Genomic DNA, 23,561 nt, shown 5'->3' with positions numbered 1-23,561 from the left:
ATCAATAGCTCAGCGGGGGTTGGGGCGCATCGACCGGTTCGGCCAGACGCATGGTGTCGGTATTGTCGGCATCGAGCGACTGATAGGTACGGAAGGCCAGCACCAGCAGGAAGCTGAACATGGCAAAGCCGATGACGATGGCGGTCAGGATCAGCGCCTGCGGCAGCGGATTGGCGATGGGGCCCTCTGGCTGGTCCAGCCCCGGCGGCACAATGGGCGCCACCTGCAGCGTCAGCCGCCCAGCCGTGAAGATCAACAGGTTCACGCCATTGCCCAGGATCACAAGGCCAAGCAGCATGCGGATCAGCGAGCGCGACAGCAGCAGATAGACGCCCAGCGCCACAAAGCAGCCCACCAGGGCCGCGAGCACATAGTCCATTACGGCTCCTCCCCTTCATCGCTTTCCAGCCCCAGCGCGATCGAGGAGATGGTGCCAAAGACCACCAGATAGACGCCGATATCGAACACCAGGGGCGTGGACAGCGGCACTGTCGATTCGCCCAGTTCGAGATAGAGCCAGATGCTGGTCATGAAGGGATTGTCATTGAAGATCGAGATCAGCCCAGTCAGCCCGGCCAGCAACACGCCGAAACCGGCAAAGGACAGCGGATCGAAATAGAGCGCCTTGCGGGCGTGCGTGGCGCTGGTAGCCATGCCCAGCACGGCAATGGCCGAGGCGCCGATCAGCCCGCCGATAAAGCCGCCGCCCGGTTCATTGTGGCCGCGCAGGCAGACATAGATGGAAAAAACCAGCATTGTGGCCACGATCAGCGGCGCGATGGTGCGGAAGATGATGGTGTTCATGGCGCGGCCTTCCTGCGACGCGTGCGGCGCGCCGGCACCGGCTCAATGGCTTCCACCGGAGCGGTGGCAGAGACGACCGGTCCGACCGGGGTGGCCGTTTTGCGCCTGCGGCCGGTCAGCAGCGCCATGATGGCAATCCCGGCCGCCATCAGCACCGAGATCTCGCCCAGCGTATCAAAGCCGCGATAGTCGACCAGGATCACATTGACGATATTGTGCCCATGGGCGATCGGTACGCTGGTTGCGGTGAAGAAGTCGGACAGGCGCGTGTCGAGGTCGCCGGTGATCACCACCATGAGCAGCAGCGCCACGCCCAGGCCGCAGACAATGGCCAGGAGGCCATCGCGCGCCCAGTCCTCGAAGGGCCGCGGGTCCTCGTCCTCGAGGTTCAATCGCGTCATCACCAGCGCCAGAATCACCACCGAGAGGATCTCGACCATGAATTGGGTGAAGGCCAGGTCCGGGGCGCCGAAGATCAGGAAGATCAGCGCCACCGCCGTGCCCTGGATGCCCAGGGCCAGGATGGAATAGAGCCGCTTGCGTGAGACCACGATGGCGACCAGACCGATCAGCGCCAGGCCGAACACGCCCCATTCATGAATCGCCAGTGGCGGCCAGCTGAGCCGGCCAGCCCAATTGCCCAGCTCGGCCGTGGGCAGCAGGGCGTCGATCCCGCCCAGCGCGAATAGCGGCAGCATCAGCGCCAGCGCCAGCATGGCAAAGGCGGTGCCCAGGTAGATTTCAAGCCGGCCATGGTGCAGCAGCCGGGTCAGCGCACCAGCGAAGCGGATCAGGCCGAACATGACGGCGTCGAACACATCGTCGGCGGTGAATCCCAGGCCCGATGCGAAGCGGCGCATCAGCACGCGCAGCATGTCCGCCTGGCGATAGGCCCAATAAGCCAAGCCCCAGGTGAGCACGGAGATCCAGACCACGGGGCTCATGAGATCGATAGCCCAGGTCAGATGGCTCTTGACCGTTTCGTTCAGAATGGCGCTGGCCGCCGGCTCCAGCACGCTGTGGGCGAAATCGCTGAGCATAAGCGCCGCGACGATGCCCAGCGCACCGAGCAGGATCGGCCCGACCAGCATGGCAAGGGGGGCTTCATGGGCGGCCTTGGGTGTCGCGACCTCGGGGCCAAGGAACGGTTTGATTGCCACCAGTGCGCCGATGGCCGCCAGCAGGGCATTGCCCGCCACCAGCACCACCAGCACGGCGATGTCCTGCCAGTCCGGAGTCAGCAGACCGAGATACATTTCTTCCTTGGCGAAGAAGGCGATCGTCGGTGGCAGGCCGATCATGGCCAGAGCGCCCAGGCCCGCAGCAATGAAGGTCACCGGCATGCGGTCAGCGAGCCCTCCAAGCAGCGTGATGTCGCGCGTGCCGGCCTCGTGGTCGATGGCACCCACCACCATGAATAGCCCGGCCTTATAGAGCGCATGGGCGACAAAATAGACCACGACGCCAGCGATGGCGGTTTCGCTGCCCAGGCCGATCAGCAAGACCAAAAGGCCGAGCGAGGCAATGGTCGATTGCGCCAGCATTTGCTTGAGGTCCGTCTGCTTGAAGGCAGCCAGCGCACCCCACAGCAGCGTCACGGCGCCAAAGCCGACCAGCAACGTGGTCCAGGCCATGGTGCCACCCATCCAGGGGGTGATGCGGGCCAGCAGATAGACGCCCGCCTGCACCATGGTGGCCGAATGCAGAAACGCCGAAACCGGCGTCGGCGCTTCCATGGCATTGGGCAGCCAGAAATGCAGCGGGAACTGCGCAGACTTGGTGAAGGCGGCCAGGAGGAAGCAAGCCAGCACCAGCCCATAGAGCCCATGACCGCGCAATCCGTCCTCAAGCTCGCGCAGCGCGCTCAGCTCCCACTGGCCGGTGATCTGCTGCACCAGGATCACCCCAGCCAACAGTGCCATGCCGCCGATATTGGTGATCACCAGTGCCTGGATCGCGCCGCGCCGCGCCGATTGCCGCACCGCGTCAAAACCGATCAAGAGGAACGAGGTGACCGCTGTCAGCTCCCAGAACAGGAACAGGGCCAGCATATTGTCCGCCAGCACCAGGCCGAGCATGGCGCCCATGAAGGCGAGCAGGAACGCCATGAAGCGGCCAAGGTGCTCGTGGCCGCGCAGATAGGCGCCTGAGTAAAGGATGATCAGCGCGCCGATGCCCGAAATGGTCGCAGCAAAGGTCAGGCTCAGCCCGTCGACAAAGAACGAGAGGTCGAGCCCCATCACCGGCACCCAGCCGATGCGGGCAGAGATGGCGCCCTCGGCCATTATCTGCGGCGCGAGCGACACCAGATAGGCAAAGATCGCTGCCGGAATCAGCGCCAGAAGCCAGCCGGAAAACGGCGCTGTGAAACGATGGACAAGCGGCGCCAACGCGGCGGCAACAAATGGCGCAATGGCCACCAGTGCTATGCTCGCGTCTAGATTTGGCACCAACTGGCAAACTCCCGACCCAATGCGGACCTTGCACGGTCCTTTACTGGTGCGACCTTAACCAATGATCGCCCTTGGACAAGGCAAAACGGACACGCCGCGACGATGTGCCAGTATCTGTTGGGGAAATCGCCGGGCTGGCAATCGGCGCGTCCGCGCCCTATGTGTCAGCCACCTGCCTGCGGGCCGCCCGGTAATTGCCGGCCCGTTTCCTGCCTTCAGCCCGGATCATTCCATGACCAAGCCCGTCCCGCCCGTCGCCGCCACCAAACCGCACCGCGTCGCCTTCCACGGCATCGAGCGGGAGGATCCCTATCACTGGCTGCGCGCGCCGAACTGGCAGGAAGTCATGCAGAAGCCGGAGACTCTTGACCCGGAAATCCGCGCCTATCTCGATGCCGAGAACAGCTATTTCGAGGCCGCCTTTGGCACGCCCACCGAGGCCCTGCAGGAGACGATCTACAAGGAGATCCGCGGCCGCATCAAGGAAGACGACAGCGGCATCGCCAGCCCCGATGGCCCGTTCGCCTATAATTCGCGCATGCTGGAAGGCAAGCAATACCCGCTGATCGTACGCACTGCGCGCGAAGGTGGCCCGGAAACCGTGCTGCTGGACTGCAATATTGAGGCCGGTGACGGCTATTTCGGTTTCGCCGGCGCCGAGCATGATCGCTCGCATCGCCTGCTGGCCTGGGCCGGCGACCGCGCTGGCTCGGAATACTATGATATTGTCATTCGGGACCTGGCGACCGGCACGGACAGTGCCGAGGTGATCGTTGATACCGCCGGCTCCTATGTGTGGAGCAATGACAGCAAGGCGATCTACTACACCGAATATGACGACAACCACCGGCCCTACCGCGTGCGTCTGCATGTGCTGGGCACCGACCAGGCCAATGATCCGATCATCTTCGAGGAACAGGATCCCGGCTTTTTCGTCGGCGTCGGACGCACGCTGAGCGACAAGTTCATCGTCATCGACGCCCATGACCACCAGACCAGCGAGTGCTGGCTCATCGACGCCGAAACCGGCGGCGCACCGCGTTTGGTGGCGCCCCGCGTCACCGATCGCGAATATGATATCGAGGAGCGCGACGGGCAGCTGTTCATCCGCACCAATGCCGATGGCGCCGAGGACTTCAAGATCGTCGTCGCCCCGGTCGACAACCCGGGCGCGGAGAACTGGACTGATCTGGTCCCGCACCAGCAGGGCGTGCTGATCCTCGACACCATCGTGATCAAGAACCACATGCTGCGCCTCGAGCGACACGAAGGCCTGCCGCGTATCGTCGTCCGGGACCTGCGCAGCGGCAAGGAAGACACGGTGCGCTTTGCCGAGGAGGCCTATAGCCTGGGCATGTCCGTGGGTTACGAGTTCGACACCTCGGTGTTCCGCCTCACCTATTCCTCGCCCACGACACCGTCACAGACCTATGACGTTGACCTCGAGACTGGCACGCGCACCCTGCTCAAGGAGCAGGAAGTGCCCTCGGGCCATAACAAGGCCGATTATGAGACGCGCCGCCTGTTCGCCAGGGCCAGCGATGGCGAGCTTGTGCCGGTGACGGTTCTCTATCGCAAGGGCACGCCGCTCGATGGCTCGGCCCCGACGCTGCTGTATGGCTATGGCGCCTATGGCATGTCGATGCCGTCGAACTTCTCGATCTCGGCGCTGTCGCTGGTTGATCGTGGCTTCATCCACGCCACGGCCCATATCCGCGGCGGCATGGAAAAGGGCTATCGCTGGTATGTCGGTGGCCGCCGCGAGAACAAGACCAATACCTTCACAGATTTCATCGCCGCAGCCGAAATGCTGATCGCCGAGAAGTTCACCGCCAAGGGCCGCATCGTCGCCCAGGGCGGTTCGGCGGGCGGCATGCTGATGGGCGCCATCGCCAATCTGCGACCCGATCTCTGGGCCGGCATTCTGGCGCAGGTGCCCTTCGTCGACGTTCTCAACACCATGCTGGACGAGACCCTGCCGCTGACCCCGCCGGAATGGCCCGAATGGGGCAATCCTTTGGCCTCGGCCGAGGACTACGGCCGCATTGCCGCCTATGCGCCCTATGAGCAGGTCGCGGCCAAGGACTATCCGCCCATCTTTGCCCTGGCGGGCCTGACCGATCCGCGCGTCACCTATTGGGAACCGGCCAAGTGGGTGGCGCGGCTGCGGGCCGTCCGCACTGGCACGGCGCCGCTCTATCTGCGCACCAATATGGGGGCCGGCCATGGCGGCGCCTCGGGCCGTTTTGACCGGCTCAAGGAGACAGCCATGTGCTATGCTTTTGCGCTCAATGCCGTCGGCGTAGAAGGAAGTTTGCCCAGCAACTGATTGTTGCCGCTATCAAAACGCCATATACCAATCGCACTATCCGCCACAGACGTCACGTCATTGCCAATGGAGGCTACCATGTCGACCAAGTTCACTCTGCCGCCCCTGCCCTATGCCTATGATGCGCTGGGTCCGTACATGTCGGCCGAAACGCTGGAATATCACCACGACAAGCACCATCAGGCCTATGTGACCAATGGCGAGAAGCTGCTGGAAGGCTCGGGGCTGGAAATCCTGCCGCTGGAAGACATCGTCAAGGAAGCCTTCGGCAAGAACGCCCCGCTGTTCAACAATGCCGGCCAGCACTACAACCACGTGCATTTCTGGAACTGGATGAAGCCCAATGGCGGCGGCAACAAGCTGCCGGGCAAGCTGGCTGCAGCCATCGATTCCGACCTGGGCGGCTTTGACAAGTTCCGCGCCGATTTCATCGCGGCCGGCACCACTCAGTTCGGCAGCGGCTGGGCCTGGCTGTCGCTCAAGAACGGCAAGCTGGAAGTCAGCAAGACCGCCAATGGCGAATCGCCGCTGGTTTACGGTGGCCACCCGATCCTGGGCGTCGACGTGTGGGAACACTCCTATTACATCGACTACCGCAATGCCCGTCCGAAGTACCTCGAAGCCTGGTTCGACAATCTGGTGAACTGGGAACACGTCGAACTGCTGTTCGAAGAAGCCAAGTAAGCGCCGCCCTTTCGGGCAATATGATCAGGAACCCGCCGGCAGGCCGCTGCCGGCGGGTGCTTTTTTTCGCGGGGTCGGTTTCCCCCGCGAAATTAGCCAATTCACGCCCGTCCCCCTTCAACAGCCTGCGCGACCATGTTAACGAAATGTTCATAATGTGAGGGGACTTCGTGACAGAACCAGCCAAGGTCGTTGCCATTATTGCGGCAAGCCCTGCCCTGTCGTCTTTGCTGGCGATGGTGGTGGCTGGTGATTCTCGCCTGAAAGTGCGCGTGTTCGACGCCGAGGCCCAGCTGCTGGCCTATATGCGCATCGCCCCGATTGACATGCTCGTGTGCGATTTCGACCGCCAGGAGCGTCCGGCTCATGAGATGGTCGAGGGCATCAGGCTGGATTCCAGCCTGGTCAGCCAGGATGTGCCCGTCATCGCCCTGACCCGGCAGATCACCGCGCCCATGCGCCACCAGGCCATCAGCGCGGGCATCGATGAAGTCATCATCAAGCCGATGTCGCCGCGCCATCTGCTGCAGCGCATCCAGACCCGCTTGCGCACCCGCAGCGTGGTGGGCGTGCTCGGTGGCTATCGCGGACCGGAACGGCGCAACCGCGTCACCACGCCGGTGCCGCAGCCAGTGCCCGGTCGTCGCGCGACTGACAATGTGGTGCCGCTGTTTCCTGACCGGCGCAAACCGCAGCATCCGGGCCTGGAAGGATAGCGCCAGCGGCGCCTCCGTCTCAGTCGCGAATGGGCGCCTTAGCGCGCCTCTTGCACCAGCCGGCTGATACGGCTCCACAAATCTTCAATGCTATCGGCAAACTGGATGGCGCGTTCGTGCCCGGGCAGGCCCGGCGACAGCACGTCAGCAGCATAGCCGCGCATCACCTCAAAGGCCTTGTGGCGGTTGAGCATAACCACGGGCACGGCATGAGCCCGCGCCTTGGCCGCGGCCCAGGTGCCGAACAGGCCCGACGCCGAGGCCAGCGAGCCCGGCAGGGCCACCAGGCCCTGCGCCAGTTCGGCCATGCGGGCAAACCGCTCGGCCTGGGTATGCAGCGTCTCCAGCGTCACCCCGACCAGGGCGGAGGGCAGCACAATGGTGTCATCACCCACGATCTGCACCTGGCCACCGGCGGCACGCGCCGCAGTGATCAAGGGAATGGGAATGTCGCCGTTTTCGGCCAGGCAGATCAGGCTGGCGCCGCGCTTGGCGAAATAGGTGCCAGCCTGGCTCATGATCGAGGCGCGCTCGGGGTTGCCCGGCCCCTTGTTGGAGGCGAAAACGGCCAGTACGACGGGCATTGCAATGCTGTCCATGGTGGTCATCGCCCCCGCTTGAGACTGCCCAGGATGCCGCGCACCAGCGCGCTCCCCAGGCGATTGGCCACCGTGCGGGCCAGTGAATTCATCGCCGCCTCTGCTGGGGTCTGCCGCGTGGAGCGGCGCACCGGGCGATCATCCTGATAGCGGCGCTCGGCGGCGCGTTCGGCCTTGGCGTCCTCTTCCTCGCGCTGCTGGCGCTCTTCAGCCAGCTGCTTGTCGCGGGCGCGCCGCGCCAGCACTTCAAAGGCGGAGTCGCGGTCGACCGCCGTGTCATAAACCCCGGCGACGGGCGAATTGGCGATATAGCTGCGGCGCTCTTCGGGCAGGATCGGGCCGACCTGGGCCGAGGGCGGCCGGATCAGCGTCCGCCCGACCATGGACGGCACGCCCTTGGCTTCGAGCACGGATACCAGAGCCTCACCAATGCCCAGTTGGGTGATCACGTCCTCGGTCGAGAAGGCCGGATTGGGACGGAAGGTTTCGGCGGCGACGCGCACGGCCTTTTGTTCGCGCGGCGTATAGGCGCGCAGCGCATGCTGGATGCGATTGCCCAATTGGGCCAGCACCGACTCGGGAATATCAACCGGGTTCTGGGTGACGAAGTACACACCAACGCCCTTGGAGCGCACCAGGCGGACCACCTGTTCCACCTTGTCGATCAGGGCCTTGGGCGCGTCGTCGAACAGCAGGTGCGCCTCATCGAAGAAGAAAACCATCTTGGGCCTGTCCGGGTCGCCCACCTCGGGCAGTTCCTCGAACAGCTCGGACAGCATCCACAGCAGGAAGGTGGCGTAGAGGCGCGGCGCGCGCATCAGCTCGTCGGCCGCCAGGATGGAGATGAAGCCGCGTCCGTCGCGGTCGATGCGCATCAGATCGTTGATATCGAGCGCGCGTTCACCAAAGAAATTCTCGGCGCCTTGCTGTTCGAGCACCAGCAATGCCCGCTGGATAGCACCGATCGAGGCAGTGGTGACGTTGCCATAGGTGGCGGAGATTTCCTTGGCGCGGTTCTGCAGGTCCACCAGCAGGGCGCGCAGATCCTTGAGATCGAGCAGCAGCAGGCCTTCGTCGTCGGCCACCTTGAAGGCGATGTTGAGCACGCCTTCCTGCGTATCGTTGAGCTCGAGCATGCGGCTGAGCAGAAGGGCGCCCATTTCCGAAATGGTGGCGCGGATCGGGTGGCCCTGGCGACCAAACAGGTCCCAGAAGATCACCGGAAACTGGGCGTCGGCAAATTCGGTGAAGCCAATGTCCTGGGCGCGCTGGGTCTGCCAGGGCTTGGCCTGGCCCATATTGGCGACGCCGGAGAGATCGCCCTTGATGTCAGCGGCGAAGACCGGCACGCCCGCGGCGGAGAAGCCCTCGGCCAGCACCTGCAGGGTCACCGTCTTGCCGGTGCCGGTGGCCCCGGTGATCAGCCCGTGGCGATTGCCATATTTCAGGACGAGATTTTCCGGCTGGGTGCTGGTTCCGAGGAAGATCTTGTCGTCAACGAGCATGGTCCGGCACCCCTGGAAACTGCGTTCTTATAGACGTCCCGGCGGGCGGGCGACAACTCGTAACTCTGTTTTCCAATGTCAATGGCGCGACCCGCACTGATCGGGCAAGATCGCAGCATGACCCATGTCCCTGCCTTGACCCGCCGCAGTGCCCTCGCTGGAGGCGCCGCTGCCCTCGCTCTCCTGCCGGTGGTTGCCCGCGCAGACACGGTGCTCGACGCCACCACTATGGGCGTAGTCGGCGGCAGTGCGGACGACCAGAGTGCTGTGCTGCAGGCCGCGCTCGAGCAGGCCTCCGCCAGTGGGCAAGCGCTGCGCCTGCCCCCGGGCATCATTGAGGTGCAGGGCCTCGACCTGCCGGGCAATATGGTGCTCGAGGGCGTGCCGGGCAGCACCGAAATCCACCAGATCGGCGATGGCGCTGGCATCAGCGTCACCGATCGCGGGAGCCTGGTGCTGCGCGACATTGGTTTTTCCGGCGGCAGCAGCGCCCTGACCATCGGAGCCAGTGATGATATCCGCATCGAGCGCTGCAGTTTCCGCAACAGCGGCGTAGGCCTGGCCATCAGCGACGCCAGCGTCACCATTCGCGACTGTCGGTTTACCGAGATGGGCGATGCCGCCATCCACGCCATGGACAGCCGCGGCCTCACCATCGAGGCCAATCGCATCGACTATTGTGGCAATGCCGGCATTCGCATCTGGCGCAGCGAGAGCGGCCCCGATGGCTCCATTGTCAGCGGCAACAGCATCAGCAATGTCGATTGGCGCGAGGGCGGCAATGGCCAAAACGGCAATGGGATCAATGTGTTCCGCGCCGACAATGTGATCGTAGCCAACAATCATCTAGCCGACTGCGCCTTCACCGCCGTGCGGCTCAATGCCACCAAGAACTGCCAGGTCATCGGCAATAGCTGCCTGCGCTCGGGCGAAGTGGCGATCTTTTCAGAGTTCGAATTCTCCGGCTCTGTGATTGCCAACAATGTCATTGATGGCGCCGCCACCGGCATTTCCATCACCAATCTGGATGTCGGCGGGGCGCTGGCGGTGTGCCTGGGCAACTTGGTGCGCAACATCACCCCGATGTCGGCGGTCAATCCGGATACCATTCCGCTGGGCATTTATGCCGAGGCCGATACGGCCATCACGGGCAATACGGTGGAGAATGTGCCGGGCGTCGGCATCGGTGCGGGCTATGGCCCCTATCTGCGCAATGTCGCCATCTCGGGCAATGTGGTGTCCAAGAGCCTGATTGGCATCGGCGTCAGTGTGGTCGATGGCGCTGGCACCGTGACCCTGGCGGGCAATAGCGTCTCGGAGGCGCAGCACGACATTGTCGGCCTTGCCTGGAAGGACATTGTCGAACCTGACCTGGTCGCCAATGCCGCACAATACCCTAATGTGCGGCTCGCGCCCTAAAGCGTTTCCAGCACAAGTGGACACCACTTTTGCGGTTCGGAGTCGGGACCGAAAAGGACTCTGGCGCGGCGCTAGACCGTCGCGGCGCGCAGTTCCCCGACAAGGGCACCGCGCACGCTGCGGATCGGCTGATGCGCCAGCCGCTCCAGCACAACTCGCTGCTCGGCATCGGGATCGCCAATCTCGAGCAACAGGCCGGCCAGCATGGCCTGGGACGCCGGGATATTGCCGTCGTCGCATTTGAGCGCATAGCCCCAGCCCTTGTCGCGGATGGCGCCGCATTGCACGCCCTCGGCGCCGACCTTCTGCATCAGCCGGCCCTTGAACACGCTCATCAGCTGGGTATCGGCATGGTCGGTGCCGGCCACCAGATGGGGGTGGGATGTCGCCGCGTCGAACAGGCGCCGCGCGGCCGTCGCCAGTTCGGGCGGCAGGCCCGTGCCGGTCGCCATGCGGGCAAAGCCGAAGGCAAAGGCGCGCAGCGGCGCGGCAAAGGTAGGGATGGAACAGCCGTCGGTGCCGCATTTGCCCTCGGTCAGGGCCTCGCCGATCACCGCTTCGACGGCGGCGCGGACCTGTTTCTGCACGGCATGTTCGCGGTCGACATAGCCGATTGGCGAGACGCCCATGGCCAGCGCCACGCTGAGCATGCCGGAATGCTTGCCCGAACAATTGTTGTGCAGGGCGCTGGGTTCCAGCCCCTGGGTGCGCAGCGCTTCGCGGGCGGCAGCATTGGTGGGCGCGTGGGCGCCGCACTCGAGATCGGCTACCGACAGGCCCAGCTTGGCCAGCAGGCCGCTCGCGGTGGCCACATGGTCGTCTTCGCCATGGTGGGAGGCGCAGGCCAATGCCAGCTCGGCCGAGGTGTGGTGGAATTTGTCTTCGGCATGCTGCGCGAAAATGGGCAGCGCCTGCATGGACTTGATGGCCGAGCGCGGGAAGATGGCCCGCTCAATGTCGCCGGCCGAGGCGATGATCCGCCCGTCGGCATCGATCACCGCATAGGCGCCGCGATGGCGGTTTTCGACCCAGTTGCCACGAATGGTCTCGGCGAGAATGGGATTGGCATCCATGACAAAAAACTCCGGTCCAGGCTGTCTTCATCACAGCGCAGGACCGGAAAAGTCAACAGTGCATGGGAGGCTGGAGGTCGGCAAGAAAGGCTATGAGGTCGCTGATGCCCTCAGCGGGCGGTCGAGGTCAGCAGGTTGAGGGTGAGCACGCCGACCGTCTGACTGGTGGCAAAGGGCGAGGTCCGCTCGACGGTGCGCATGCTGGCGACAGCCGGCTGCACGGCATAGGCGGCCACGGCGCTGATCACCAAACCGCACAAGGCGGCGACGAGAACTTTTTCCTGCTGCTTGGTCATTTGGTCTCTCCCTCAAGAGCGTTGCGATCCATGACCCGACAATGCCCTGCCCCATTTGAACCCATGCTGAGATCGCCGTTCAGATTGCGTTCATCGCCGAAAATCGGGAGGCGGCGCCGCAACGAATGGCCGTGATCGGCTTGGCAGCCGGGGCGAACCATGCAAGGCTTGCCAAAGACAGGAGCATGAAAACCCTGCAAAATGAGGAGGTTGGTATGCGTAAAGTCCTGGTGACGGGTGGCAGTGGCAAATTGGGGCGCGCGGTCCTGCGCGACTTGGTGGAGCATGGCTGCGACGTGCTCAACATCGACCAGGCGCCGCTCAACACCTCCATCTGCAAGAGCGTGAAGGTCGATCTGGCCAATTTCGGTGAAGTTGCTGAGGCGATTCTGGGAGGCATTGACGAGCGCGGCGGCCCGTTTGACGCCGTCGTGCATCTGGCGGCCATTCCGGCGCCGGGCCTCGCCAGCAATGCCCGCACCTTCGCCAACAATGTGCCCGGCACCTATAATGTGCTCGAGGCCTGTCGCCTGGCCGAAATCCGCAATGTGGTCATCGCCTCTAGCGAGACGGTGTTGGGCCTGCCCTTTGAAACGCCGCCGCCCTATGCGCCGGTGGATGAAGAGTATTATCCCCGCCCAGAGTCGGCCTATTCGCTGGGCAAGCTGCTCGACGAGACCATGGCCGCCCAGTTCTGCCGCTGGGATCCCCTCTTGCGCATCTGTGCTTTGCGCTTCTCGAACGTCATGAATCCAGAAGACTATGCGGCCTTTCCAAAATTCGACAGCGACCCGGTGGCGCGCAAATGGAACCTGTGGGGCTATATCGACGCACGCGACGGCGCTCAGGCGGTGCGGCGGGCGATCCAGGCCGATTTCACCGGTTTTGAAGCCTTTATCATTGCCAATGCCGATACGGTGATGAGCCGATCCAATATGTCGCTGCTGGCTGAGGTTTTCCCGGGCGTGCCGACCAAGGGCAATGTCTCGACCAATGGCACACTGCTGTCGATCGAGAAGGCCAAGCGCATGCTGGGCTACTCGCCACAATACAGCTGGCGCAACGAAGTGGCAGCCAAGTCCTGAGGCAAACCCGCCCGGGGCGGCAGGAAAATGCATAGGCTTTACGCAGATTCGTCTCTTGCAGTTATTCTAGGCATCAGCCTATGTGTCGCCGATGCCGCATTCCGACCTGTCGATCCTGATCATTGACGAGAACCGCATCCGCGCCTCCATCATTGAGGACGGGTTGCGCGAGGCCGGACATCATCGGGTAGCCTGCATTCATGACGTCAACGAGGTTGGCCGCACCATTGCCGCCAACCCGCCTGACGTGATCGTCATCGACCTCGAGAATCCCAAGCGCGACACGCTGGAACACTTCTTCTCGCTCTCGCGCGCCGTGCAGCGCCCCATTGCCATGTTTGTCGACCGCTCCGATGGCGCGATGATCGAAAAGGCCGTGGAAGCCGGGGTGTCGGCCTATGTGGTGGATGGCCTGCGCAAGGAACGCGTCAAGGCCATCCTCGATATGGCCGTGCTGCGCTTCAACGCCTTTGCCAAGCTGACGCGCGAGCTGGAACAGGCTCGCAGCGAATTGGAAGACCGCAAGATCATCGACCAGGCCAAGGGCCTGCTGATGAAGAGCCGCAATCTGAGCGAGGCCGATGCCTATGCCCTATTGCGCAGCACAGCCATGAACCAGAACCGGCGCATGGTCGACATCGCCCAGAGTCTCGTGACGGCAGCCGCGCTGCTTGGTCCATAGGAACGCCCATGTCCCCGACCCAACTCACTGCCGGTTTCCTGCCCCTGCTCGACAGCATCCTTCTGGTGCTGGCGCGCGAGAAGGGCTTTGCCGCTGACGAAGGGCTTGAGCTGCACCTGGTGCGCGAGACCAGCTGGGCCAATGTCCGGGACCGATCGGCGCTGGGCCATTTCGAGATTGCGCAGATGCTGGCGCCGATGCCGCTGGCTGCCAGCCTGGGGCTGACGCCGCTGGGCACGGAGATGATTGCCCCCATCGTCTGTGGCCTGGGCAACAATGCCATCACGGTCAGCGCCGCTGTGTGGGACGCCATGGCCGCCGCTGGCGCGCCGGGCGATCTGGCGGCGGGTCCGGCCGGCCAATCGCTGGCCAAGGTCGTCGCCGCCGCGCCGCGCAAGCTGCGCTTTGGCGTGGTGCACCAGACCTCCTCGCATAATTACGAACTGCGCTATTGGCTGGCCGCCAGCGGCATTCGCCCCGACCGCGATGTCGAGATCGTCGTGCTGCCCCCGCCCCTTTTGCCCGAGGCGTTGGGCAGCGGCGGCATCGACGGCTATTGCGTGGGCGAGCCATGGAACTCGATCGGCGTCGCCACGCAGAACGGCCATATTGTCACCACCAAGACGCTGATCTGGCAGTCAAGCCCGGACAAGGTCATCGGCATGCGCGCCAGCTGGGCCGCCGAGCATCCCGAGACCGTTGGCGCTGTGATCCGCGCCATCTATCGCGCCGGGCAGTGGTGCGCAGAGCCCGGCAACCTCGAAGAGGCCGCCCGCATCATGGCCGGCCCCGCCTATCTCAACACAACGGCTGATATCGTCACCCGGTCGCTGACGGGCTGGCTCGATATCGGCAATGGCCTGCGCACCAATGTGCCGGGCTTTTATGTGCCCCATTCCAGCGCCGCCAACTTCCCCTGGAAGAGCCATGCGCTGTGGTACTATTCGCAGATGGTGCGCTGGGGCGAAGTCGCGCCCAGCGCGGCCCATGCCGCCATCGCCGCGGCCTGCTTCCGCCCGGACCTCTATCGCGCCGCCCTGGCGCCGCTGGGCGTGCCGTTGCCCATCGCCGATGGCAAGACCGACGGCACCCATGCACAGGACCATGTTGTGGCCGGCAGTTCCGGCGCGCTGGTGATGGGGCCGGACCTGTTCTTTGACGGCGCGACCTTCGATCCCGACGCGCTCGACGCCTATATCGCCAGCCAGCGCAGCGCTGACTGAGGCAGGAATGAGCAGCCGTCAAAAGATGACTGCTTTATGGGCAAATTGGCGTCGTTTTAGGCCCAAGCCCAATTTGAGGTCAAACGCGCGTTGTCGCCTTCAACCCGCTAAACTGTTGCTCCATATCACAAATGAGGGCTGGAACCCACTTGGCACGCTTCGTGCAATGTAGTCTCCGAAAGGCGCTCCTCCCAAGACGCTCCTTGAACTGACGTCCAAAGCTGGGCGTTGCCAGGCAAAGCTGCCAACAGGTTCCGCATGCGGTCAATCGACCCTGCGCAGACCCGTTGGCAGCTTTTTTGTTTTTCTGACCGGTGCAGATGGAGAACTCGATGACGCAGACAACGACCACCCGCCAGGGTCCCGCCAGCCGCCGCCGCAGCGTGCTGCAGGCGCTGGCCGCCACAGTGTTGGCGGCGCCACTGCTGGTGCCCATGGCGGCGCAGGCCGAAATGCTGGACGTGGAGAAGGATGAGCTGAAGTTCGGCTTCATCAAGCTGACCGATATGGCGCCGTTGGCGGTGGCCTATGAGAAGGGCTATTTCGAGGACGAAGGCCTGTTCGTGACCCTCGAGCCGCAGGCCAACTGGAAGGTGCTGCTCGATGGCGTCGTCACCGGCACGCTGGATGGCGCCCATATGCTGGCCGGCCAGCCGCTGGCCGCCACCATTGGCTATGGCACCAAGGCCCATATCGTCACACCCTTCTCGATGGACCTCAATGGCAATGCCATCACCGTCTCCAACGCGGTGTGGGAGCTGATGAAGCCCGGCCTGGCGGTCGACGCCAATGGCCTGCCGCAGCACCCGATCAGTGCCTCGGCCCTCAAGCCTGTCATCGAGGCCTTCTCGGCCGAAGGCCGCCCGTTCAACATGGGCATGGTGTTCCCGGTCTCCACGCACAACTACGAACTGCGCTACTGGTTGGCGGCCGGCGGCATCAATCCGGGCTTTTATTCCCCCGAAGACGTGTCCGGCCAGATCGGCGCCGAAGCCTATCTGTCGGTAACCCCGCCGCCGCAGATGCCCTCGACCATGGAGGCCGGCACCATCGATGGCTATTCGGTGGGCGAGCCCTGGAACCAGGCTGCGGTGTTCAAGAAGATCGGTGTGCCGGTGATCACCGATGCCGAGATCTGGAAGAACAATCCGGAAAAAGTGTTCGGCATGACGGCCGAATTTGTCGAGCAGTATCCCAATACCGCCATTGCCGTCACCAAGGCGCTGATCCGCGCCGCCAAATGGCTGGACGAGAACGACAATGCCAATCGCCCCGAGGCGGTCGATATCCTGTCGCGGCCCGAATATGTCGGTGCCGACGCGGCGGTGATCGCCAATTCCATGACCGGCACCTTTGAGTTTGAGCCCGGCGACAAGCGTCCGGTGCCCGACTTCAACGTCTTCTACCGGCACTTCGCCACCTATCCCTATTACTCGGACGCGGTCTGGTATCTGACGCAGATGCGCCGCTGGGGCCAGATTGCCGAAGACAAGCCTGATGACTGGTATGCCGATGTCGCCAAGTCGGTCTATCGCCCGGACATCTACCTCAAGGCGGCGCAGATGCTGGTCGACGAAGGCAAGATCGAGGCTGCCGATATCCCCTGGGACAGCGATGGCTATCGCGCCGTCACGGCCGAGTTCATCGATGGCATCGCCTACGACGGCCATACGCCCAACGCCTATATCGACAGCATGCCGATCGGCCTGAAGACCGGCGAAACCGCCGCAGCCAAGTAACCTGTTCCGACCTGGACCGGGCCCAGCGGGCCTGGTCCCACGCCGCATGCCGAACAAGGGATCAGCATCATGACCATTGCCACCGAAATCGCCCCCAAGGGCCGGGCCAACCCAAAACGCCAGAAGCTGTTTGCCGGCATCAACCGGGCCGCAGCCTGGCTGAGCGCGCTGGGCCTGGGCTGGCTGACGCCCCTGCTGCGCATCGCGGCCGGCGATGACCCGCGCCAGCAGTTGGGAGAGCTGCGCGACAGCCTGGTATTCCCGCTGATGGGCATTGTCATGTTCGGGCTGGCCTGGGCGGCGCTTGCGCCACAGGTGCAGACCTCGCTGGGCGCTATCCCCGGCCCGGTGCAGGTTTGGCAGCAGGCCGGCGCGCTGTGGCAGGACCATGTGGCCGAGCGTCAGAAGGAAGCCGAGTTCTATGCCCGACAGGACGAGCGCAATGCGGCTTTGGTGGCCGAGGGACGTTCGGACGACGTCAAGACGCGCAGCTTCACCGGCAAGCCGACGTTCCTTGACCAGATACTGACCTCGCTCAAGACGGTTGGCCTGGGCTTTCTGATCGCCACGGTGATCGCCGTGCCGCTCGGCATAGCCTCGGGCCTCAGCCGCCCCTTCAACGGCGCGCTCAATCCGCTGGTCCAATTGTTCAAGCCGGTGTCGCCGCTGGCCTGGCTGCCGATCGTCACCATGGTGGTGTCGGCCGTCTATGTCGACGTCAACGACGCCTTTCCCAAGGCGCTGATCATCTCGGCTGTCACAGTGACGCTGTGCTCGCTGTGGCCGACACTGATCAATACTGCGCTGGGCGTGGCCTCGATCGACAAGGATCTGGTCAATGTCGGCAAGGTGCTGCAGCTGTCCACCCTCACCACCATTTCCAAGCTGGTGCTCCCGTCGGCCATGCCGCTGATCTTCACCGGCCTGCGCCTGTCGCTGGGGGTGGGCTGGATGGTGCTGATCGCTGCCGAAATGCTGGCGCAGAACCCCGGCCTCGGCAAATTCGTCTGGGACGAGTTCCAGAACGGCTCATCTGACTCGCTGGCCCGCATCATTGTGGCCGTGCTGACCATTGGCATCATCGGCTTCATGCTCGACCGGGTGATGTTCACCCTGCAGACGGCCTTCACATTCTCGTCCAACCGCTAGGAGGCGCACATGGCTCCCATTCTGCAGCTCTCCGATCTGGGCAAGCACTACGGGGATGGCGACAAGCGCCATCACGTGCTCTCGGGTATCAATCTAGACGTCAGTGAAGGCGAGTTCGTCGCCATCCTGGGCTTTTCGGGCGCCGGCAAGACCACGCTGATCTCGCTGCTGGCCGGGCTGATCCAGCCTGATCAGGGCGGCGTCATCCTGCGCGGACGGGAGATCACCGGCCCGGGGCCGGAGCGCGGCGTGGTGTTCCAGTCCTATTCGCTGATGCCCTGGCTGACGGTGGGCGGCAATATCGATCTGGCCGTGAACGCGGTGCACAAATCCAAGGGCCGGGCTGAACGGTTGGCGCTGCGCCAGCACTATGTGCAACTGGTGGGGCTCAGTCACGCGGTCGACCGACGCCCGGCCGAGCTGTCGGGCGGCATGCGTCAGCGCGTTGCGGTGGCCCGGGCGCTCGCCATGCAGCCCGATATCCTTTTGATGGACGAGCCGCTTTCGGCGCTCGACGCGCTGACGCGTTCCAAGCTGCAGGACGAGTTCGCGCTGATCTCGGAAGCAGAAAAGAAGACCATCATCCTCATCACCAATGATGTGGATGAGGCCATATTGCTGGCTGATCGGGTCATTCCGCTGACGCCCGGACCGAGCGCCACGCTGGGGCCCAGCTTTGCAGTGGGCATCGAGCGGCCGCGTGACCGCGCAGCGCTTAATGGCGATGACCGCTTCATTGCCCTGCGTCGTGACATTACCGAATATCTGCTCGACATTGGCGCGGGTCGCAATGCGGCCGGCGAGAAGCCGGTAACGCTGCCCAATGTGGTGCCGATTGGCCGCGGCAAGTCCCAGAAACTGCCCTCGGCCTATGCCCAGGCGGCGGCCTCGCCGGCCAAGGCAGGCTATGTCGAGTTCTCGCAGGTCTCCAAGATCTATCCCACGCCAAAGGGGCCGCTGACGGTTGTGGACCGCTTCGACTTCAAGATGAACAAGGGCGAGTTCGTGACGCTGATCGGGCATTCCGGCTGCGGCAAGTCGACGGTGCTGTCGATGGTGGCCGGGCTCAACCCGATCTCGGCCGGTGGCATCGTGCTCGACAATCGCGAAGTGGTGGGCGCCGGGCCGGAACGGGCTGTGGTGTTCCAGGCGCCGTCGCTGATGCCCTGGCTCACGGCCCGCGAGAATGTCGCGCTGGGTGTCGACCGGGTCTATCCCACGGCCAGCGCCGCCGAGCGCCGCGATGTCGTCGAATATTACCTGGCCCGCGTCGGGCTGGGCGATGCCATGCACCGGCTGGCCGGCGAGCTTTCCAATGGCATGAAGCAACGCGTCGGTATTGCCCGCGCCTTCGCCCTCTCGCCCAAGCTGCTGCTGCTCGATGAGCCCTTCGGCATGCTCGACAGCATCACGCGCTGGGAGCTGCAGGATGTGCTGATGGAGGTCTGGGCCAATACCAAGGTCACCGCCATCTGCGTCACCCATGACGTGGATGAGGCCATCCTTCTCGCCGACCGCGTGGTGATGATGTCCAACGGCCCCAATGCCCGTATCGGCAATGTGATGGAGGTCAACCTGCCGCGGCCGCGCTCGCGCAAGGCGCTGCTGGCGCACAAGGACTACTATGGCTATCGCGAGGAGCTGCTGGGGTTTCTGGAAGCCTATGAAGGCGGCGCCAATCCCGACGAGGCAACGTTGGAGCGGATCCGCGCCCGCCGCATCGCCCGCAGCGGGGCCGCCCTACCCCATTCGGCGGCCTGAGCCATGCAGCAGGGCGAGGCCAGCAAGACTGTTCGCACCACCTGCCCCTATTGCGGCGTCGGCTGCGGCGTGCTTGCGACACCACAGCCGGATGGCAGCGTGGCCATCGCGGGCGACCCGGAGCATCCCGCGAATTTCGGCCGGCTTTGTTCCAAGGGGTCGGCGCTGGGCGAAACCCTGGCGCTGAGCAACCGCCTTTTGCAGCCCGAGATGGATGGGGTGGGCACGAGCTGGGACGCGGCGCTCGACCGCGTCGCCAGCACCTTTTCCCGCACCATTGCCGAGCATGGGCCCGATGCGGTGGCCATCTATGGCTCCGGCCAATTGCTCACCGAGGACTACTACGTCGCCAATAAGCTGATGAAAGGCTTCATCGGCAGCGGCAATATGGACACCAATTCGCGGCTCTGCATGGCCTCCTCGGTGGCTGGGCATAAGCGGGCCTTCGGCTCGGACACGGTGCCGGGCAATTACGAGGACCTTGAGCTGGCCGATCTTGTCGTGCTGGTCGGCTCCAATCTGGGCTGGTGCCATCCGGTGCTCTACCAGCGCATCGCCAAGGCCAAGGCCGAGCGACCCGGGATGCGTGTGGTGCTGATCGATCCGCGCCGCACCGCCAGCGCCGACATCGCCGATCTGCACCTTCCCGTGCAATCCGATGGCGACAGCGCGCTCTTTGTCGGGCTTTTGGCCCATCTGGCGACATGCCGGGCGATTGATCCTGCCTTCGTGGCCGACCACACCTCGGGGATTGTCGCGGCGCTGAAGATTGCCCGCGACTGGCCGTTGGATCGCGTCGCCTCGGCAACCGGCCTGTCTGCCAGCGATGTGGCGCAGTTCTACGACTGGTTTGCCGCCAACGAACGGGTCGTCACCGTCTATTCGCAGGGCGTCAATCAGTCCGGCGTAGGCACTGACAAGGTCAATGCCATCATCAACGCCCATTTGCTGACCGGCCGCATCGGCAAGCCGGGCATGGGGCCGTTCTCCGTCACCGGCCAGCCCAATGCCATGGGCGGGCGCGAAGTGGGTGGGCTGGCCAATACGCTGGCCGCGCATATGGATTTCACGCCGGAGGCCATCGATCGCGTTGGCCGCTTCTGGAACAGCAGCACTGTGGCGACCAGGCCCGGCCTCAAGGCCGTGGACCTGTTTGCCGCCGTGGCGCGCGGCGAGGTCAGGGCCATCTGGATCATGGCGACCAATCCCGTCGATTCCATGCCCGAGGCCGATGCGGTGCGTGCGGCGCTGGCCGCCTGCCCCTTTGTGGTGGTCTCGGACATGACCGACCGCACGGACACGGGGCTCCATGCCCATGTCCGCCTGCCCGCTGCCGGCTGGGGCGAGAAGGACGGCACGGTGACCAATTCCGAGCGCCGCATATCGCGCCAGCGCCCCTTCCTCCCGCTGCCGGGCGCGGCGCGCCCCGACTGGTGGATCATCTCCCAGGTCGCCCAGCGCATGGGTTTTGGCGCGGCCTTTGATTATGCCGGACCTGCCGACATCTTCGCCGAACATGCCGCACTCACGGCCTTCGAGAATGACGGCCAGCGCGATCTGGATCTGTCAGGTCTTGCGGGGGCGGACTACGACAGCCTCGCGCCCGTGCAGTGGCCGGTGCGCGACCAGGCCCGCACGCGCCTGTTCGGCGATGGCCGCTTCTTCACGCCAGACCAGCGGGCGCGCTTCGTCGCCGTGACGCCGCCCGAACCCGTGCAGCCCGCGCCGGGCCTGCTGATCCTCAATACCGGCCGGGTGCGCGACCATTGGCACACCATGACGCGCACCGGCAAAACGGCCCGCCTGTCGGCGCATTATGCCGAACCCTTTGCCGAGCTCCACCCCGCCGACGCCGAACGCCTGGGCATCGCACCCGCCTCGCTGGTGCGGCTCAGCAATGGCCACGGCAGCGCGGTTGTCCGCGCTCTGGTGACGGATCGACAGCAGCGTGGTCACGTCTTCGCGCCCATGCACTGGACTGACCAGTTTGCCTCCAATGGACGCGTGGACGCACTGGTCACCGCGCGCACCGATGCCATTTCCGGCCAGCCGGCGCTCAAGATGGCGCAGGTGGCGGCCGCGCCCTTCGCCGTGGAACGCTATGGCTTCTTCGTCGCGCAGCAGCGTCCGGCGCTCTCGGCCGACTATTGGGCGCTGGCCGAAGGGCCGGGTGGCATCCGGGGCGAACTGGGCTTTGTTGAAGAACCGGGCGATTGGGACGCCTGGCTGCGTGCTGCATTCGCCCTGCCTGCCGCAGCGCGTATCCATTCGGTGATCGATTCCGGCTCGGGCCGGCGCAGCTTTGCGGTGCTGGCCGACGGGCAGTTGCAACTCGCGCTTTACGTCGCCGCGACGCCCGTCGCCGTGGCCCGCCAATGGGCCGTTGACCTGCTCAAGGCAGACAACGTCAGCGCATCCAAGGTGCTCGCCGGCCGGCCCGGCGCTGACCGTCCCGATGCCGGAGCCATCGTCTGCTCCTGCTTCTCGGTGGGCCGCAACACCATTGCCGCGGCCGTCACCGACCAGGGCTGCGCCACCGTCGAAGCCGTCGGCGCCTGCACGCGGGCCGGTACCAATTGCGGCTCCTGCCGCGCCGAAATCAGGGGGATTATCGATGCACATCGTCTCGTCGCCGCAGCCGAATAGGCCCCGTATCGCGCCCCTCGCGGTGCTGCCCGTGTTCTTTGACCTCGCTGGCAAGCCGGTGGTCGCCATCGGCGGCGGTGAGCCGGCGACCTGGAAGATCGAGCTGCTGGCGGCCGCGGGCGCTGATGTGCGGGTGTTTGCGCCCGAAAAAGAGCGCTGCGCGGTGCTCGCGGCCATGGCCGACACAGGCGGCATCGCGCTCATCGACCGCGCCTGGACACCAGCCGATCTCACGGGTGCGGCGCTGGCCGTGGCCGAGATCGAGGACGATGCGGATGCCGAGGCGTTCGTGGCTGCCGCGCGGGCACAGGGCGTGCCCTATAACGTCATCGACAGGCCTGAGTTCTGCCAGTTCCAGTTCGGTGCCATCGTCAACCGCTCGCCGCTGGTGGTGGGTATCTCCACCGCCGGTGCCGCGCCCATTCTCGGCCAGGCGGTGCGCCGCCGCATCGAAACGCTGCTGCCGGCCACACTGAGCCAATGGGCGCAGTTGGCGCAGGATGTGCGGTCCGAGGTGATGGCGCGCCTGCCGGCGGGCTCGGCACGCCGCGCCTTCTGGGAGGGCCTTGCGGCCCGCGCTTTGGGCGACCGCGGCCCAAGTGCGGCCGATCTGCATATCGACACTGACCTGGCCGCGTCGGCCACCGGTCGCGTGACTTTGGTAGGCGCCGGTCCGGGCGACGCCGATCTGTTGACCATCAAGGCCGTCCGCGCATTGCAATCAGCCGATGTCATCCTGTTCGATGATCTGGTGTCATCCGAGGTGCTGGAGTTGGCGCGCCGCGAGGCCAAGCGCATGCTGGTGGGCAAGCGCGCGGCCCGCGAGAGCTGCAAGCAGGACGATATCAACGCGATGATGCTGTCGCTTGCGCGCCAGGGCAAGCATGTGGTGCGCCTCAAGTCCGGCGATCCCATGATCTTTGGCCGCGCCGGCGAGGAGATCGACATGCTCGAACGGCATGGCGTGCCCGTCACGGTCGTCCCCGGTGTCACAGCGGCGCTGGCGCTGGCCAGCCGGCTCGGCGTCTCCTTGACCCACCGCGACCATGCGCAATCGGTCCGCTTCGTCACCGGCCACTCCCGCAAGGGCGTGCTGCCCGATAGTCTGAATTGGGCCGCCCTGGCCGATGCCGCCACCACCAGCGTCTATTACATGAGCCGCCGCACCTTGCCTGCTATTGTCGACCAATTGGCCGCCGGCGGCATGAGCCTGGATACCCCGGCCATCATCGCTGGCAATGTCGGTCGCGCCGACGAACAGGTCTGGCGCGGCAGCATTGCCGAGGCCGTTGTGGCGGTTGAACAGTTTCCGCTCTCGGCGCCGACGATCTTTGCAGTGGGCGATGCGCTTGCGCAGCGCGGTGCCATGGCCCTCTTGGCCACCGGCACAGCCTGAGC

At 64.7% G+C, this 23,561-nt stretch carries 19 protein-coding genes; 12 read left to right on the top strand and 7 right to left on the bottom strand.

The window, feature by feature from the left end; genetic code table 11:
• Position 1 precedes the first annotated feature (1 nt).
• Genes E8M79_RS07640 through mbhE form a run of 3 tightly spaced genes read right to left on the bottom strand, consistent with a single transcriptional unit; the run spans position 2 to position 3,224 of the window.
• Positions 2 to 379 carry a Na+/H+ antiporter subunit C gene (locus E8M79_RS07640; protein WP_137151343.1) on the bottom strand — a complete coding sequence of 126 codons (378 nt, stop codon included), beginning with the start codon at positions 377 to 379 and terminating at the stop codon, positions 2 to 4.
• The gene (locus E8M79_RS07635; RefSeq protein WP_137151342.1) at positions 379 to 804 is read right to left on the bottom strand and encodes an MnhB domain-containing protein; all 426 of its coding nucleotides are present in this window, start codon (positions 802 to 804) and stop codon (positions 379 to 381) included. Before E8M79_RS07635 ends, E8M79_RS07640 begins: the two co-directional genes overlap by 1 nt.
• The gene (mbhE, locus tag E8M79_RS07630) at positions 801 to 3,224 is read right to left on the bottom strand and encodes a hydrogen gas-evolving membrane-bound hydrogenase subunit E (protein ID WP_137151341.1); all 2,424 of its coding nucleotides are present in this window, start codon (positions 3,222 to 3,224) and stop codon (positions 801 to 803) included. The genes E8M79_RS07635 and mbhE overlap by 4 nt, the downstream gene beginning before the upstream one ends.
• Positions 3,225 to 3,489: 265 nt before the next feature.
• Here mbhE and E8M79_RS07625 point away from each other — a divergent pair, with 265 nt between their 5' ends.
• The 3 genes from E8M79_RS07625 to E8M79_RS07615 all read left to right on the top strand — a co-directional run bounded on the left by E8M79_RS07625 (position 3,490) and on the right by E8M79_RS07615 (position 6,986).
• On the top strand, positions 3,490 to 5,586 hold the full coding sequence (locus tag E8M79_RS07625) for a S9 family peptidase (RefSeq protein WP_137151340.1): 2,097 nt from the start codon (positions 3,490 to 3,492) through the stop codon (positions 5,584 to 5,586).
• A 78-nt stretch (positions 5,587 to 5,664) separates the two neighbouring features.
• Complete coding sequence (locus E8M79_RS07620) at positions 5,665 to 6,270, top strand: superoxide dismutase (RefSeq protein WP_137151339.1); 606 nt, start codon at positions 5,665 to 5,667, stop codon at positions 6,268 to 6,270.
• 170 nt (positions 6,271 to 6,440) lie between these two features.
• Positions 6,441 to 6,986, top strand: a complete 546-nt coding sequence (locus E8M79_RS07615) for a response regulator (protein WP_137151338.1) — start codon at positions 6,441 to 6,443, stop codon at positions 6,984 to 6,986.
• 38 nt (positions 6,987 to 7,024) lie between these two features.
• Here E8M79_RS07615 and E8M79_RS07610 read toward each other — a convergent pair whose 3' ends face one another.
• Both E8M79_RS07610 and E8M79_RS07605 read right to left on the bottom strand, forming a co-directional pair.
• The gene (locus tag E8M79_RS07610) at positions 7,025 to 7,585 is read right to left on the bottom strand and encodes an LOG family protein (RefSeq protein WP_171015775.1); all 561 of its coding nucleotides are present in this window, start codon (positions 7,583 to 7,585) and stop codon (positions 7,025 to 7,027) included.
• A 5-nt stretch (positions 7,586 to 7,590) separates the two neighbouring features.
• Positions 7,591 to 9,090 (bottom strand): helicase HerA-like domain-containing protein, encoded by a 1,500-nt coding sequence (locus tag E8M79_RS07605; protein ID WP_137151336.1) that lies wholly within the window; start codon positions 9,088 to 9,090, stop codon positions 7,591 to 7,593.
• Between the two features lie 117 nt (positions 9,091 to 9,207).
• Here E8M79_RS07605 and E8M79_RS07600 point away from each other — a divergent pair, with 117 nt between their 5' ends.
• Positions 9,208 to 10,509: a TIGR03808 family TAT-translocated repetitive protein gene (locus E8M79_RS07600; protein WP_171015774.1), complete on the top strand. Its 1,302-nt coding sequence runs from the start codon at positions 9,208 to 9,210 to the stop codon at positions 10,507 to 10,509.
• 71 nt (positions 10,510 to 10,580) lie between these two features.
• Here E8M79_RS07600 and E8M79_RS07595 read toward each other — a convergent pair whose 3' ends face one another.
• Complete coding sequence (locus E8M79_RS07595) at positions 10,581 to 11,582, bottom strand: asparaginase (protein WP_137151334.1); 1,002 nt, start codon at positions 11,580 to 11,582, stop codon at positions 10,581 to 10,583.
• Between the two features lie 110 nt (positions 11,583 to 11,692).
• Positions 11,693 to 11,878 carry a hypothetical protein gene (locus tag E8M79_RS07590; RefSeq protein ID WP_137151333.1) on the bottom strand — a complete coding sequence of 62 codons (186 nt, stop codon included), beginning with the start codon at positions 11,876 to 11,878 and terminating at the stop codon, positions 11,693 to 11,695.
• Between the two features lie 215 nt (positions 11,879 to 12,093).
• Between E8M79_RS07590 and E8M79_RS07585 the strand changes: the two genes are divergently transcribed.
• From E8M79_RS07585 to cysG, 8 genes are all read left to right on the top strand, one after another.
• Positions 12,094 to 12,963, top strand: a complete 870-nt coding sequence (locus E8M79_RS07585; RefSeq protein ID WP_137151332.1) for an NAD(P)-dependent oxidoreductase — start codon at positions 12,094 to 12,096, stop codon at positions 12,961 to 12,963.
• A 91-nt stretch (positions 12,964 to 13,054) separates the two neighbouring features.
• Positions 13,055 to 13,645 carry an ANTAR domain-containing response regulator gene (locus tag E8M79_RS07580; protein WP_137151331.1) on the top strand — a complete coding sequence of 197 codons (591 nt, stop codon included), beginning with the start codon at positions 13,055 to 13,057 and terminating at the stop codon, positions 13,643 to 13,645.
• A gap of 8 nt (positions 13,646 to 13,653) precedes the next feature.
• Entirely contained in the window at positions 13,654 to 14,868 is a 1,215-nt protein-coding gene (locus E8M79_RS07575; protein WP_137151330.1) for a CmpA/NrtA family ABC transporter substrate-binding protein, read from the top strand.
• 434 nt (positions 14,869 to 15,302) lie between these two features.
• Positions 15,303 to 16,607 (top strand): CmpA/NrtA family ABC transporter substrate-binding protein, encoded by a 1,305-nt coding sequence (locus tag E8M79_RS07570; RefSeq protein ID WP_248305044.1) that lies wholly within the window; start codon positions 15,303 to 15,305, stop codon positions 16,605 to 16,607.
• A 69-nt stretch (positions 16,608 to 16,676) separates the two neighbouring features.
• Positions 16,677 to 17,756 (top strand): ABC transporter permease, encoded by a 1,080-nt coding sequence (locus E8M79_RS07565; protein ID WP_137151328.1) that lies wholly within the window; start codon positions 16,677 to 16,679, stop codon positions 17,754 to 17,756.
• Positions 17,757 to 17,765: 9 nt separating this feature from the next.
• Positions 17,766 to 19,517, top strand: a complete 1,752-nt coding sequence (locus tag E8M79_RS07560) for a nitrate ABC transporter ATP-binding protein (RefSeq protein WP_137151327.1) — start codon at positions 17,766 to 17,768, stop codon at positions 19,515 to 19,517.
• A 3-nt stretch (positions 19,518 to 19,520) separates the two neighbouring features.
• On the top strand, positions 19,521 to 22,163 hold the full coding sequence (locus E8M79_RS07555) for a nitrate reductase (protein WP_137151326.1): 2,643 nt from the start codon (positions 19,521 to 19,523) through the stop codon (positions 22,161 to 22,163).
• A 31-nt stretch (positions 22,164 to 22,194) separates the two neighbouring features.
• Positions 22,195 to 23,559, top strand: a complete 1,365-nt coding sequence (gene cysG / locus E8M79_RS07550) for a siroheme synthase CysG (RefSeq protein WP_248304934.1) — start codon at positions 22,195 to 22,197, stop codon at positions 23,557 to 23,559.
• The last annotated feature ends 2 nt before the right edge of the window (positions 23,560 to 23,561 follow it).

It is taken from the genome of Devosia sp. FKR38, assembly GCF_005222805.1.
Taxonomy (GTDB): Bacteria; Pseudomonadota; Alphaproteobacteria; order Rhizobiales; family Devosiaceae; genus Devosia.
The sequence above is the reverse complement of the archived record's forward strand: the minus strand, read 5'-3'. Positions and strand labels throughout refer to the sequence as shown.